Origin of the sequence: Myxococcus sp. AS-1-15 (assembly GCF_020037055.1) — a bacterium.
GTDB classification, from domain to species: Bacteria; Myxococcota; Myxococcia; order Myxococcales; family Myxococcaceae; genus Myxococcus; species Myxococcus fulvus.
Genome location: NZ_JAIQDF010000008.1, coordinates 303,143 through 315,995, shown reverse-complemented (window position 1 = coordinate 315,995; position 12,853 = coordinate 303,143). Strand labels below are relative to the sequence as shown.

The 12,853-nt window shown below is 71.6% G+C and carries 12 protein-coding genes; 7 read left to right on the top strand and 5 right to left on the bottom strand.

The genetic code is table 11. The annotated features are described in order from the left end of the window. Positions 1 to 133: 133 nt before the first annotated feature. Positions 134 to 1,681, top strand: coding sequence for a F0F1 ATP synthase subunit alpha (gene atpA, locus K8625_RS22955; RefSeq protein WP_223751157.1), 1,548 nt, complete (start codon positions 134 to 136; stop codon positions 1,679 to 1,681). Positions 1,682 to 1,964: 283 nt separating this feature from the next. Here the strand turns inward: atpA and K8625_RS22950 are convergent, their stop codons facing one another. Together K8625_RS22950 and K8625_RS22945 are read right to left on the bottom strand one after the other, a co-directional pair. Beyond that, positions 1,965 to 2,489 carry a hypothetical protein gene (locus tag K8625_RS22950; RefSeq protein WP_223783906.1) on the bottom strand — a complete coding sequence of 175 codons (525 nt, stop codon included), beginning with the start codon at positions 2,487 to 2,489 and terminating at the stop codon, positions 1,965 to 1,967. Positions 2,490 to 2,583: 94 nt separating this feature from the next. After that, on the bottom strand, positions 2,584 to 3,432 hold the full coding sequence (locus K8625_RS22945) for a haloacid dehalogenase-like hydrolase (protein WP_223783905.1): 849 nt from the start codon (positions 3,430 to 3,432) through the stop codon (positions 2,584 to 2,586). Positions 3,433 to 3,607: 175 nt separating this feature from the next. Between K8625_RS22945 and K8625_RS22940 the strand changes: the two genes are divergently transcribed. The 3 genes from K8625_RS22940 to K8625_RS22930 all read left to right on the top strand — a co-directional run bounded on the left by K8625_RS22940 (position 3,608) and on the right by K8625_RS22930 (position 6,689). Next, on the top strand, positions 3,608 to 3,982 hold the full coding sequence (locus K8625_RS22940) for a hypothetical protein (RefSeq protein WP_223751159.1): 375 nt from the start codon (positions 3,608 to 3,610) through the stop codon (positions 3,980 to 3,982). A 174-nt stretch (positions 3,983 to 4,156) separates the two neighbouring features. Further along, on the top strand, positions 4,157 to 5,650 hold the full coding sequence (locus tag K8625_RS22935) for a hypothetical protein (RefSeq protein ID WP_223783904.1): 1,494 nt from the start codon (positions 4,157 to 4,159) through the stop codon (positions 5,648 to 5,650). Between the two features lie 163 nt (positions 5,651 to 5,813). After that, positions 5,814 to 6,689 (top strand): hypothetical protein, encoded by an 876-nt coding sequence (locus K8625_RS22930; RefSeq protein WP_223751161.1) that lies wholly within the window; start codon positions 5,814 to 5,816, stop codon positions 6,687 to 6,689. Here K8625_RS22930 and K8625_RS22925 read toward each other — a convergent pair. Next, a complete protein-coding gene (locus tag K8625_RS22925) occupies positions 6,679 to 7,089 on the bottom strand; it encodes a response regulator transcription factor (RefSeq protein WP_223751162.1) in 411 nt (136 codons plus the stop codon). The two genes, K8625_RS22930 and K8625_RS22925, sit on opposite strands and share 11 nt — an antisense overlap. A 334-nt stretch (positions 7,090 to 7,423) precedes the next feature. Here K8625_RS22925 and K8625_RS22920 point away from each other — a divergent pair, with 334 nt between their 5' ends. Further along, positions 7,424 to 8,314, top strand: a complete 891-nt coding sequence (locus tag K8625_RS22920; protein WP_223783903.1) for a hypothetical protein — start codon at positions 7,424 to 7,426, stop codon at positions 8,312 to 8,314. Between the two features lie 100 nt (positions 8,315 to 8,414). On the opposite strand, the gene K8625_RS22915 is transcribed toward K8625_RS22920, so the two are convergent. Both K8625_RS22915 and K8625_RS22910 read right to left on the bottom strand, forming a co-directional pair. Further along, the gene (locus tag K8625_RS22915) at positions 8,415 to 9,113 is read right to left on the bottom strand and encodes an NTP transferase domain-containing protein (protein WP_141324256.1); all 699 of its coding nucleotides are present in this window, start codon (positions 9,111 to 9,113) and stop codon (positions 8,415 to 8,417) included. 257 nt (positions 9,114 to 9,370) lie between these two features. After that, complete coding sequence (locus K8625_RS22910) at positions 9,371 to 9,682, bottom strand: hypothetical protein (protein ID WP_141324287.1); 312 nt, start codon at positions 9,680 to 9,682, stop codon at positions 9,371 to 9,373. Between the two features lie 177 nt (positions 9,683 to 9,859). Here K8625_RS22910 and K8625_RS22905 point away from each other — a divergent pair, with 177 nt between their 5' ends. Further along, on the top strand, positions 9,860 to 11,854 hold the full coding sequence (locus K8625_RS22905; protein WP_223783902.1) for a patatin-like phospholipase family protein: 1,995 nt from the start codon (positions 9,860 to 9,862) through the stop codon (positions 11,852 to 11,854). A gap of 131 nt (positions 11,855 to 11,985) precedes the next feature. After that, positions 11,986 to 12,801 (top strand): flagellar motor protein MotB, encoded by an 816-nt coding sequence (locus tag K8625_RS22900; RefSeq protein WP_223751165.1) that lies wholly within the window; start codon positions 11,986 to 11,988, stop codon positions 12,799 to 12,801. Positions 12,802 to 12,853 lie beyond the last annotated feature (52 nt).

Sequence of the window (12,853 nt, the reverse complement as noted above, 5' to 3'; positions counted from 1 at the left end):
TAATGCCCCGAGAGCCCCGAATGTCGTGCGCATTGCAGGGGCCGGGGGTGCGTGGTAAGGGGCCCCGACTTCTTAAGCTTTGGCGGACCCGAACCGACCCGGCCCGCCCCCTGTTCGAGGACGCAAAACGCCCATGGAAATCCGCGCCGACGAGATCAGCAGAATCATCCGGGAGCAGATCAAGGACTACGGCAAGAAGGTCACCGTCGCGGAGACGGGCACCGTGCTGTCCGTCGGCGACGGTATCGCGCGCATCTACGGCCTGGAGGGCGTGCTGGCCGGTGAGCTGGTGGAGTTCACCAACGGCGTGAAGGGCCTGGTCCTCAACCTCGAGGAGGACAACGTCGGCGTCGCCATCATGGGTGACTTCCAGACCATCCGCGAGGGCGACACCGTCAAGCGCACCCAGCAGATCGCCTCCGTGCCCGTGGGCAAGGGCCTGCTCGGCCGCGTGGTGGACCCGCTCGGCCAGCCCCTGGACGGCAAGGGCCCCATCGAGGGGACCGAGACGCGCCGCCTGGAGGTGAAGGCGCCCGGCATCGTGAAGCGCAAGAGCGTGCACGAGCCCCTGCAGACGGGCATCAAGGCGCTGGACGCGCTGGTGCCGGTGGGTCGTGGTCAGCGCGAGCTCATCATCGGTGACCGCCAGACGGGCAAGACGGCCGTCGCCATCGACACCATCATCAACCAGAAGGGCCTGAACGTTTACTGCATCTACGTGGCCATCGGTCAGAAGCAGTCGACCGTCGCCCAGGTCGTGGAGAAGCTCAACCGCTTCGGCGCCATGGAGTTCACCACGGTCGTGGCGGCGAACGCCTCCGACCCGGCCCCGATGCAGTTCTTCGCGCCGTACGCCGGCGTGGCCATGGGCGAGTACTTCCGCGACAACAAGATGCACGCCCTCATCATCTACGACGACCTGTCCAAGCAGGCCGTGGCGTACCGCCAGCTGTCGCTGCTCTTGCGCCGCCCGCCGGGCCGCGAGGCGTACCCGGGCGACGTGTTCTACGTGCACAGCCGCCTGCTGGAGCGCGCCGCCAAGCTGTCGGACGAGGAGGGCGCGGGCTCGCTCACCGCGCTGCCCATCATCGAGACGCAGGCCGGCGACGTGTCCGCCTACATCCCGACGAACGTCATCTCCATCACCGACGGGCAGATCTTCCTCGAGACGGACCTGTTCTTCTCCGGCGTCCGCCCGGCCATCAACGTCGGTCTGTCGGTGTCCCGCGTCGGCTCCGCCGCGCAGATCAAGGCGATGAAGCAGGTCGCCGGCACCATGAAGCTGGACCTCGCGCAGTACCGCGAGCTGGCCGCCTTCGCCCAGTTCGGCTCGGACCTCGACAAGGCCACCCAGGAGACCCTGGCCCGTGGCGCCCGCATGGTGGAGCTGCTCAAGCAGGGCCAGTACGAGCCGCTCTCCGTCGAGCGTCAGGTCATGCAGATCTACGCCGCGACCAACCGCGACGACCCCAAGAAGCGCGGCTGGGTGCGCGACATCCCCGTCTCCGACGTGGTGCGCTGGATGCGTGAGTTCCTGGAGTTCGCGGACGGCAAGCACCCGAACGTCGCGAAGGACATCGCCTCCAAGCGCGAGCTGACCAACGACATCAAGGCGGCGCTGAACAAGGCCATCTCCGAGTTCAACGACGTCTTCCAGCCCACCCCGGGCGCGAAGGTCTAGGCAGAGCTCCGGCCGCCAAGGCCCGACGCACCGAGCCCCGCGCTCCCTTCACCGGGAGGCGGGGCTTCGTGTTTCCGGGTGCGGCGGGGGCTCGTGGTCCGCGACTTCGCCGCGTCCTCGCCGCGCTGGTGCCTCGCGTCCGTGGTGCCGATGCCGCGGGCAGGGGGGGGCCTGGCGTGGTCGCGGTAACCTGCTGCTTCGCCTTGTCCTCGCGCGCTGGTGCCTGGCGTCCGTGGTGCCCACAGCGCGGACGCTGGAGTGCCTCGCGCGATGTGCTGAGCCGCTACTTCGCCCCCTCCGCGCGGGCCGGCACCTCGCGCACCGCGGTGCCGATGGACTCGCCCGTCCACTCGGGGTCCACGGGGATGATGAGGTAGCCGTCCTCGGCCTTGGGCGCGGGGCGGTCGTCGAGCGGCGGAGGGTCCCCGACCTCGGGCGCGGGCACGTCCGTCCACGCGATGAAGCGCGCCTCGAACTCGCGCACACGCTGGCCCCCCGCCAGCTTGCGCTCCGCCGGGTGGGGCAGCAGCACCGCGTCCGCGCCCATCAGACACACGGTCTCCTGGAGAAGCTCCTTGCGGCCCTCCTCGCCCAGGTACTCGTTGGTCGTCATCGACAGCGTGCCCACCTCGGCGTAGGGCCTGGGTGGCTCGCCCTGCTCGAAGACCTCGAACGCGCAGCCGGGCGCCTTCGCGGGACGCGTGACGGAGGCCTGCGGCCGGCTCACCACCGTCTGCGGCGAGGACGCGCACGCGGCCCCGAGCACCGCGGCGAAGAGGCACATCGACAGCGGACGACGCGGGCCCATGGACACCCCTGTTGCCGAATCGCGAGGACGCGGGGCATTCGAGGCCCCGCCTCCTGACTCAACGCGGCCTCCGGGCCCACCATATCGCGCGCGCTCAGCGCAGCCGGGGCAAGAGCGCGTGCAGGCTCTTGTCCACGCCGCCACGGGCGCCGAGCTGCTCGATGGCCTTCAGCTCGTACGGCAGCACGTTGTCGCGCGCGACCAGTTGCACGTGCGCGCCCAGGGCGGCCGGCAGCGCCAGGTCCAGCTCGTAGATGTCACCCGCCACCAGCGTCTGGTCCGGCCGCGTGCCGGTGGTGTCCCAGATGCGCTTGAGCGCCTCGAAGTAGCGGCCCCGGCGCAGGTACACCGGCCGGCGCAGCACCCCGTCCAGCGTCTGCGTCTCCGGCAGCGCGTCGAAGCGCGCGTCCGCCACGTCCGGCGGGTCCAACAGGAACTTGCGCGCGTCGCCGGACACCTTGAGCCGCTCGCGGCCCTTGGGGGCCAAGGTGTCGAGCTTCTTCACCACCAGCTCCGTGTGCGCGTTCGTCACCACCGTGACGGGCAGCCCCGTGGCGAGCAGCGCCTCCAGCACCTCCTTCGCCTCCGGCTTGAAGGCCGTGGCCGAGTGCACGTACGAGTCGCGATACAGCTTCTGCACCGCCTCCGAGCGCGTGGCCTCGTTCGTGCCCACCGACAGCCGCTGGAAGATGCGGTGCGCGGCCGTCGTCGCCGTCAGGTACGGGTCCGCCGTGGCGGGCGCCACCACCCTGCCGCCCAGGTTCCAGCCGAGGAGGTCCGCACCCGCGCGCAGCGCCGCGACTTCTTCCTCCCACGCCTGCTCCACGCCCTGCCCCAACGCGTGGGCCAGCCCGTCACGAAAGTGTGTCAGGAAGGGCGCGCTCTCCGTCGCCACGTCCGTGAAGGTCCCGTCGAAGTCCAGCACCACGCAAGCAATCGCCATCAGCCCACCGTCTCCCGAAGTTGGAGGAAAGGGGCCGGATGACGCCCCGCCACGGCCCGCGAATCAAGCCCGTGACTCCGGTTTCCGCCCTGTAAACTTGAGGCCTCCCTGTAAATCGGTGGCAGGGCCGCCACCTTGAGGCCTACAGCGGGGGACTCGCTAGCCTTCGGGGGGCATGGAAGCGACACGGCGAAACGAGGCGGCGCGGTGGCGCCGGGCGTGGTTGCCCTGGGGGCTGCTGGCCGGAGCGTGCGTGCTGGGCGCGACGGGCGCCTGGGCGGGCTCGCGCTCCGTGTCGGCGCTGCACGAGCGCCGCGTCCAGTTGGAGCGCGAGGCGGCCGAGTCCGAGGCCCGCGTGGCGGAGCTCCAGGCCCTGCGCGAGGCCATGGCCCGGCGGCTGCGCGTGCTGGAGCAGCAACACCAGACGGCCCGCGAGGAGGCCCTCAGCGCGGCCGCCGCCTGCGCCGCGCCCCCCGCCGAGCCGCCCCCCGCCCAGGGCCGCGCCGAGCCCCGCCGGACCACCAAGGGCAAGAAGGCCCACCGCCGCTGAGAGTCCCTTCGGGCGTGGACCCCAGGTCCACACCCGCCGGCCCGTGTGGACCTGGAGGCAACAGCCCCTGCCCCTCCCGCGCGCGCAACCCCCTGGAAGGACTGTGACGCGGTGCACGGCCCGCCACGTGCTACCTGGGGCTTCGCGTCATCTTCCGCGCGAGGTCCTCACCCCATGTCGTCCCTCCAGTTCCGAGCTCCCTCCAGGCTCCTGTTGACCGCGCTGTGCCTCACCGCGCTCCTGCCGCTCTCGCGCGCCAGCGCCGAGCCGGGCATCCGCATCCTCAACTCGCTGTCCACCGCGGACCTGGCCTTCAACGCCCTCACCACCAACTCCCGCTCGCTGGAGGCCCTCACCTCGCAGCCGCTGACCACGTACACGTTCGAGGCGGACGCGCGCCTGCGCCACCAGCTGGAGGACCCGGCCGCGCGCAACGTCATGCACTACCTGGTGGAGTGCGCCCTGCCCGCCACCGCCACGGTGGAGTGGATGGACCGCAAGAAGGAGGTCCACTCCTTCTCGGGCGGCGTGGGCCTGTGCCCGGAGTGGGGCGTGCGCGCGCCGAGCGCCCAGTGCCTGGGCTACGTGAGCGCGTGCCTGCTGTCGCGCAACAACGCCTACGGCCACACGGTGGAGATTTCGATGCGCGGCGAGCACCCGAAGGACTCCCGGCTCTTCAACCCCACCGGCGTCACCCAGCAGTGGCACCCCATGTTCCTGCCCTGCGCGCACGGAGGCCGCGGCGCGTGGGAGGAGTGCGGCTGGGTGGGTGAGGGCGTGGGCAGCTGCACGCCGGGCGAGCAGGTCACCATCGCCGCGGGCGCGCCCCGGCTGGACACGTCGTGCACGACGACGCTGGGCTCCGGCGACGGCGACCGCGTGCTGCGCGTGTGCGCCCAGCCCCGGGGCTGCGAGGCCGCCAGCTCCCTGGCGCTCGGCGAGGGCAACGACTGCGGCGGCGCGCAGCCCAGCGCCACCTTCACCTGCCCCCGCGGCGGCAGGTACAGCGTCATGTCCGCGCCATATGACCGCTCCTCGCCGCCCGGCTCCTGGGTGCGCCCCGCCGTCACCCACGGCCGCTACCCCACCGAGTCCTTCGGCGCGTTCACCTTCCGCGAGGGCGCCTTCTTCGGAAACATCCTGGACCCCAAGGGACTCAACGTGGAGGTGCACATCAACATGGACACCTACGCGCCCTTCCTGTCCAAGCCCGACTTCGACGGCTACCCGTACCAGAACGCCCACGCGTGCTACTCGCGGGACTGGGTGGCGGGCGACGTGCACCTGGCCTCGCGCGTCTGCGCCAACGCCATCGTCGGCGGGCGCAACGCGTACGGCTGCCTGGCGCGCACCGTGGGCCCCTGCGAGCCCGACGCCTTCACCCCCAAGGCGGCCTGCGACGTGAACGACGGCCCCGTCGTCACCGCCGACGGTGACTTCGAGGTCTGCGCCGACACGGAGGGCGCCTACCACCTCGAGTCCATCACCACCGTGCTCAACAGCCCCTGTGACGCGCTGCCCCCCAGCGACCGCGTCACGTGCGACCCCGCGATGTGCGACTTCAGCTACTCCCCGCCCCGCTGCAAGAAGGGCTGTGAGCAGCGCTCCGCCTCCCAGTGCCTGGCGGTGGCCTGCGTGAAGAACCCCAAGCTCTGCGGCAAGAAGTAACCCCCCAGGGCCCCGGGAGGGTCGTCGCCCACCTCCCGGGCTCCACCTCGGGCCCGCGGGGGGTGGGCGACGGCCCGTACACCCCAGGTGTATGAATAAAGCAGGCGGACGGCCGTCCCGAGCCGTGTTGCCGCCCGACGGCCACCGCCCCAGGAGCCCCGCCGTGTTCTCTCTTCGTTCCGCCTTGTGTGCCTTCCTCGCGCTGGGCCTGCTGCTGGGCACGACGTCGGCGGAGGCGCGCTTCGGCAAGCGCTCCCGGCCGTCGCAGAGCGACTCGAAGAAGGACGACGACAAGAACGACGACACCCACGAGGCCTCGCCGGTGGGCTCGCGGGATGACGACGACGATGACCGGCCCCGTCGCCGCCGGAGCAACCACCGCCGCCACGTCTCCTCCGGCGCGGGCGACGTGGTGGAGGGCCTGGGCTTCCTCGCCTTCGTGCTCTCCAGCGGCAACCACCGGCTGACCGTCGTGGACGAGCCCCGGCAGCGCGGGGAGCTGCGCCAGGAGCGCCACGCCGCGCCCCTCTCCTTCCGCCTGGGCCTGCAGGGCGGCCCCGTCAACAGCGGCGGCGCGGGGGACTTCTTCATCGGCCTGGAGGGCCGGCGCTTCGGCTTCGACGCGCGCGTCACCGGCATCGCCGTGGACGCCGACGACGGCACCGACGAGACCGACAACCTCACCCTGGTGGAGGCGCACCTGACGTGGGCGCTCGTCTCCCTGGAGCGCGCGCGGCTGCGCCTGGAGGCGGGCGTGAGCACCGCCAACGCGCCGGACATCACCTTCGTGGGCCCCAGCCTGGGCCTGTCCCTGGAGGCGTGCCTGGCCGGCCCGCTGGACTTCGAGGCCCGCGCCCAGATGACGCCCTTCCCGTACCGGCAGGTGGACGCGAGCGCCGCGCTGGCGCTGCACCTGGGCGCGCTCGTGCTGCGCGGCGGCTACCGGGGGATGGTGCTCGACGACGCGGGCCAGGTGGACGGCGTGGTGCACCGCGACGGCTTCCACGGCCCCTTCTTCGGCCTGGGCCTCACCTACTGACGCGCTGAGCGGTCTCCTGCCGGGGGTCCGGGCAGTGCGCCTGGACCACGGCCATCAGGTCCTTGAGCCGCACGGGCTTGCGCAGAAGCGCCACCGCCCCTGGGGGACACGGGCCGGACTCCGCGCGCATCCCCACCACCCGCGAGCTGGCGAAGCGCGCGTCCTGCTTCAACGTCTCCAGGAGCGACGGCCCCTGGACACACGGCGCCTCCAGGTCCACCAACACCAGACACGGCACCTCCGTGGCCGCCAGCACCCGCACGGCCTCGCGGGCGTTGATGGCCATGTTCACGTCATAGCCTTCGGCCTGGAGCGCCTCCGCCATCACGCCCCGGAGGTCCGGGTCGTCCTCCACCAGGAGCACGGTCGGCTGCATCACCACATGGGTCACGATTGCCACCCTAGTGCCTCCTTCCCGGGCTGACACGGCTCGTTCCGCCCCACGGCGCCTCATTGTCGAACCGTGAGCATCCGCACGGTGCGAGCAGGCGGATACGCCCGGCGCCCGTGGGAGGAGATGCACCGCGCGCGGGCGCTGCGCACCCGTGAGCGTCGGGTACACGAGCCTCGCGCGGCCCGGCTGTCACGTCGTGCGCACTCGGCGCCGTGTGCGCTGCCCACGGCCGTACAGCAGCGGCTGGCCAACGGCCGTCCGCCCTCGGGGGCCATGGCCGGCAAGGGCCGGGCGCCCTTGAATGTCGCTCCCCGTCGTCCCCGTCCCCGAGGAGTGCACCTTGCCCTCATCCAAGGCCGTGCTGGGCTGTGTGCTCGCCGCCACCGTCCTGCTGGAGCCCGCCCTCGCCGAGGCCCGCTTCGGCAAGCGCTCCTCCTCGTCGTCCCCCGGCCGTGCCGGGCGCGGGTCGCCGCGCCGCGAGCACCCCTCCTCCCCCGCGGGACAACCTCGCGACGGCGCGCCCGCGCCCCACCCCGCGACGGCCATCGACACGAAGCCCCCGCGCGCGGACGACGACGACGCGCCCCGGAGGAGACGCCGGCGCGTGAGGGCCCCGGCGACGGGCGCGCTCGTGGGCGTGGGCGCCGCTGCGACGGGCACGTCCACGCTGCGCTCCAGCGCGAGCACCACGCGCCGGCGCGACGAGCCGGTGCCCCTGCTGGTGCGCATGGGCGCGCAGGCGGAGTGGCTCAAGGACGGCAGCGGCATGGGCGTGTTCATGGCCATGGAGGGGCGGCGGCTGGGCGTGGACACGCGCCTCACCGGCCTGTCGCTGAAGGCCGAGGACGGCTCCGACACCGAGGACCGAATCACCCTGTTGAGCGCGCGACTGACGGCGGCGCTGTGGGCCAGCACCCGGGGCCGGATGCGCGTGGAGGCGGGCCTGTCGAGCGCGCACGCGCCCGGCATCATCTTCGTGGGGCCCAGCTTCGGCGCGTCCGTGGAGGCGTGCATCGGCGCGTCCCCCCTGGACGTGGAGGCAAGGCTCAACGCCACGCCCTTCCCGCATCGACAGGTGGACATCCAGGCGGGCCTGGCGGCGCACCTGGGCGGCTTCAACGTGCGCGGCGGCTGGCGCGCGCTGTACCTCAACGACGCCGGACACCTGGACGGCGTCGAGCATGAAGAGGGCTTCGGCGGACCCTACTTCGGCCTGGGCCTCACCTTCTGACCTCCCGCGCGCGATGGGCGAGCGCTCGCCGCCCAGCGCGCGACGACGACAACAGGCCGGAGCCACCTTCCACGAGGAAGGCTCCGACCCCCTGCTCCGACTACTCGTCCGACGCCGCGGCCATGGGCGCCGAAGCGCCCTCGCCGACGTCCGACACCGTGGTGAGCCCCGAGCCGCGCTTGCCACTGCCCTTGCGCTTGGGCGGCGCGGGCGGGGGCGCGAGCGTCGGCGCCGAGCCGAACAGCCGCTCGTATGTCTCCGGCGCGTTGATGTTCACCAGCACCCCCGGGTCCTTCATGGGCACCCGGCGCACGCGCATGCCCTTGAGCACCGTCTCCAATTGCTCGCCGTCCGCCGCGCGCAGCCGCTCCGCCATCCCGCGCGACATCATCACCGGCCACCCCGGCGCGCCCTCGAACTCCGGACGCAGCATCTCGTCGGAGTCCCCCATCAGCTTGAGCATCGACTTCACCGTGTTGGTCCTGAGCGCCGGCATGTCCACCGGGTGCAGCACCACCACGTCCGCCCCCTCCGCCAGCGCCGCGTCCAGCCCCGTCTTCACCGAGGCCATCTGGCTGTCGCGCCACTGCTCGGACTCCCGGAGGTCCATCCCTGGATGCTGCTTGCGAATGGCCTCCGCGTCCTTCCCCACCACACCCAGCACCTGACAGCCCGCCTTGACGAAGGTCGACGCCAGCGACTGAAGGAAGCTCTTGTCGCCTTCGTGCAGGATGAGCGCCTTGGGGTGGGCCATCCGCCGGGCCTCGCCCGCTGCGAGGATGATCGCCACTGCCTTCATACCAAGCCTCCTCCGTCCCCCGGGGAATCGAGTGCCTCTTGGCCCGGGGCCACCGGGAACAGGCTGTGACCTCTCGGGGGGATTTTGAGCCCACCCCTCGGTGCGAGCCGTCAGCCGGCCCCCAGTCACTTCCCGCGCCGCGTCCGAGTGGCGAGAGCTGGAGCGTGCGCCCTCCGCAGACGCACGGCCCGCCTGCTCGTCCGCACCGCCCCGGAGGCTTGCTTCCCCTGCCCGGGGCCCGGAGGGCCTGGCGCGCTTCAATGCAGCCACCGGGGTGATGGCGCGTGGAGCAGCAGCGTCGTCGCGGGGGCCACCGTCTTTTCTTCCGTCCCCGCCAGCGCCTTGGCGGTCAGAATTTCAGCCAGCCGCGCCAGCGGCGCGAAGGCGGACAGCCGGCGCAGCTCGTCCTCGGACACCTCCCCCAACCACGCGCCGTCACGGCCATCCACGACGGACAGCGCGTGCACCGCGTGGTGGTGCATCACCTGGAGCGCCGAGAGGACAGTGTCCTCCGGGAAGAGCGTCACGGCGCGGGAAACGAGCATCTCGAACTCAGGGCTGCGGCACATCGTCACGGAAGGCCTCCAGAAAGCAGGCGTCAGGCGCCTCTGATCCACCCCCGTAGCAAGTGCCTTGCCGGGCCTGGATGACGGTTCGCCAGTCGACACACAACCCGCGACGCCGGATGCGCGATAATCCCCCTTGCGACCGCAGCCACCCCTCGACGCGTCCGTGGAGTCACCGCGATGAGCATCAAGCCCCTTCCCTCCTCCACGTCGTCTGCCGCGGCGCGTCGTACTCCCGAGCCCGTGGCCGCGCGCCCGGCGGAGGCGCCCAAGCCCAACCTGCTCGAGCGGATGGGCCAGGGGCTGCAGAACGTCGCGCGCGAGGCCAACCGGCTGGTGGACGGCTTCGAGGCGAAGCTGCCGGACCTGTCGCGCCTGGGTCTGCCGAAGCTGCCGGGCGCGGGGAACACGCCGTGGGCCGGCATCACCCTGACGGGCAAGCCGCTCCAGATTCCGCTCGACAAGCTGCTGCAGGTCGACCTGGGGGATTTGCGCAAGGTGCTCGAGCGCATCCTGCCGCCGAAGATCGACGACAAGCAGGGCAAGCAGCTCGTCGCGCAGACGAAGGACTTCCGCGACACGCTGGGCCAGGTGCGCTCGCTGGCCGCGCAGCTGGACATGCTGCCCTCCACGCACCCGCGCTATCCGCAAGTGAAGGCCGCGCTGGAGAAGGCGGAGGCGCAGCTCACCCAGACGACGGGCTACACGCGCGCCACCGCGCCGCGCCCCGGCTCGCTGTGGTTGGATCCGCAGTTCCTCGCCAAGGAGCTGCCCGGCGGCCAGGTCCACGCGAGCCGCTTCCCCACGGGCACGCCGGTGACGAAGCCGCCCTCCGCGCTGGACATCGTGTCGGGTGGCGACGCGAAGAAGGCCGCCGAGTACACGGCCTCCGTCGCGCGGAACCGCGCCGAGGCGGGGATGCCGGTGCAGGGCGGCGAGCCCATGGGCGTGCACCTGAGCCTGGAGGGCGGTGGTGGCAAGGGCAAGCGCTACGCGGCCATGTTCGCGGAGATGCGCGACCTGGGCGTGGTGCCGGTGAGCCTGACGGGCACGTCCGCGGGCTCCATCGCCGCCGCGTTCGCCGCCACGGGCGCCACGCCGCAGCAGATTGAAGACGTGGCCAAGGACCCGCGCCTGGGCCAGCTGTATGACTTCGACCTGGACCTGAACGACGGTGGCCTCCTGGATGGCCAGGCCGCGTTCGACCTGTTCGACCAGAAGCTGCGCGAGCTGACCGGCATCACCGACCGGCCCGTCACCTTCGCGGACCTGAAGATTCCCCTGCAGCTGGTCGCCGCCAAGGCCTACGACAGCGCGGTGCCGGACGGCGGCTTCAAGAGCGCGCAGGACCGCATCTTCGTCTTCAGCCAGGAGACCACGCCGGACACGCCCGTGGCGCTCGCCATGCGCGCCTCCATGGCCATCCCCGGCGTGTTCGACCCGGTGCAGGTGGTGGACCCCGTCACCGGCCGCCAGATGCACCTGGTGGACGGCGGCACGCTGGACAACCTGCCCATGGGCTACGCGAAGAACGACCTGCCGCAGATCGGCGCGTCGCTGCAGTCGCGCGGCGGCACGCACCCGTCCAACGGCACCGCGCAGCCCAAGCCGCTGCCCACCGGCCAGCTCGACACCGACGACGCCCTCTGGAACGGCTTCAACGGCTACGCGATGCTCAAGGACAACGCCACCGAGGCCCAGGACTGGCGCGACAAGGCGAAGCCCGGCGCCAACCAGTTCATGCTCGCCGTGCCCACGTGGAACCTGGATGACCCCAAGCAGGGCAACAGCGTGCTCGGCTTCGGCTACGACGCCAAGGTGGACCCCAAGCTGGACACGCAGACGCGCCAGGTGACGCGCGACTTCCTGCGCGAGTTCATGGACGACATGAAGGTCCCCGGCTCGCGCGGCACCAACCTCGTCACCCAGGTCCCCAAGGACCTGAAGTTCAGCGAGGACGTCCAGATCTGGGGCGAGAAGTTCCAGGTGACGTACAGCGGCGGGGACACCGTCGTCGCCACCGCCGCCAATGGCAAACGTCACGAGGTCCGGCTCGGTCAGAAACAGATTGAAGCCCTCTGGTTGGATGGACAGACGTTCAAGGACTTCGACGCGCAGCTGTCCCACGTCCTCAGCGACGTGCGCAGCGTGCGGCCCTCCTGGCTCCCGTTCTGACGCGCGGTGCGGGGTTTGCGCCCCCGCTGCAACCTTGCACCTCCGGATACCTGGACCCACCCGGGGCGCCTTGCTGCGCACCCGGGTGTCGTCATTACGGTGTTTCAGGAACATCCCCTTGGAGGTCCTGAATGCAAGCGGAGCGAGGGCGGGCCTGGGTGCCCTGGCTGGTGACGGTGCTGGTGGTGCTGCTCGCGGGTGGCGTGCTGTACCTGGCGCACCGGGGCTCGGTGCAGGCCCAGGCGCAGGCGGAGGAGGCGCGCAAGGCGGCGGACGAGGCCACCGCGCGCGCCCGTGACGCGGACGCCGCCCGTCAGCAGGCCGAGGAGAAGCTCGCGGCGCTGCAGACCGAGCACACGAAGCTGACGACGGAGAAGGAGCAGCTCAATACGGAGAAGGAGCAGCTCACCCAGACGGTGCAGGAGCAGGAGGCGGAGCTCGCCAAGCTCAAGGCCACCTATGACGACCTGCAGGACAAGATGAAGGCCGAAATCGCGGAGGGCGCCATCAAGCTGTCGCAGGCCCAGGGCCGCATCCAGGTGGACCTGGTGGACAAGGTGCTCTTCGACTCCGGCGACGCGAGCATCAGCAAGCGCGGCCAGGAGGTCCTCAAGCGGCTGGGCGGCGTGCTGGCCAAGGTGGATGACAAGGCCATCCAGGTGTCGGGCCACACGGACGACTCGCCGCCGTCGCAGAAGCTGCAGACGACCTTCCCCACCAACTGGGAGCTGTCGGTGGCGCGCGCCGTCAACGTGGTGCGCTTCCTCCAGGAGCACGGCAACGTGCCGGCGCGCCGGATGCTCGCCGCGGGCTATGGCGAGATGCGCCCCATCTCCGCCAACGCCACCCCGCAGGGCCGCGCGCGCAACCGCCGCATCGAGGTCCTGCTCATCCCCGACCTCGCGGCGAAGAAGGCCGGCGTGAGGACGGCGCGCGACACGCGCTGAAGCCAAGACACGCGTGAGACATGTGACACGCCCCCTGGGCCTGAAACATGTC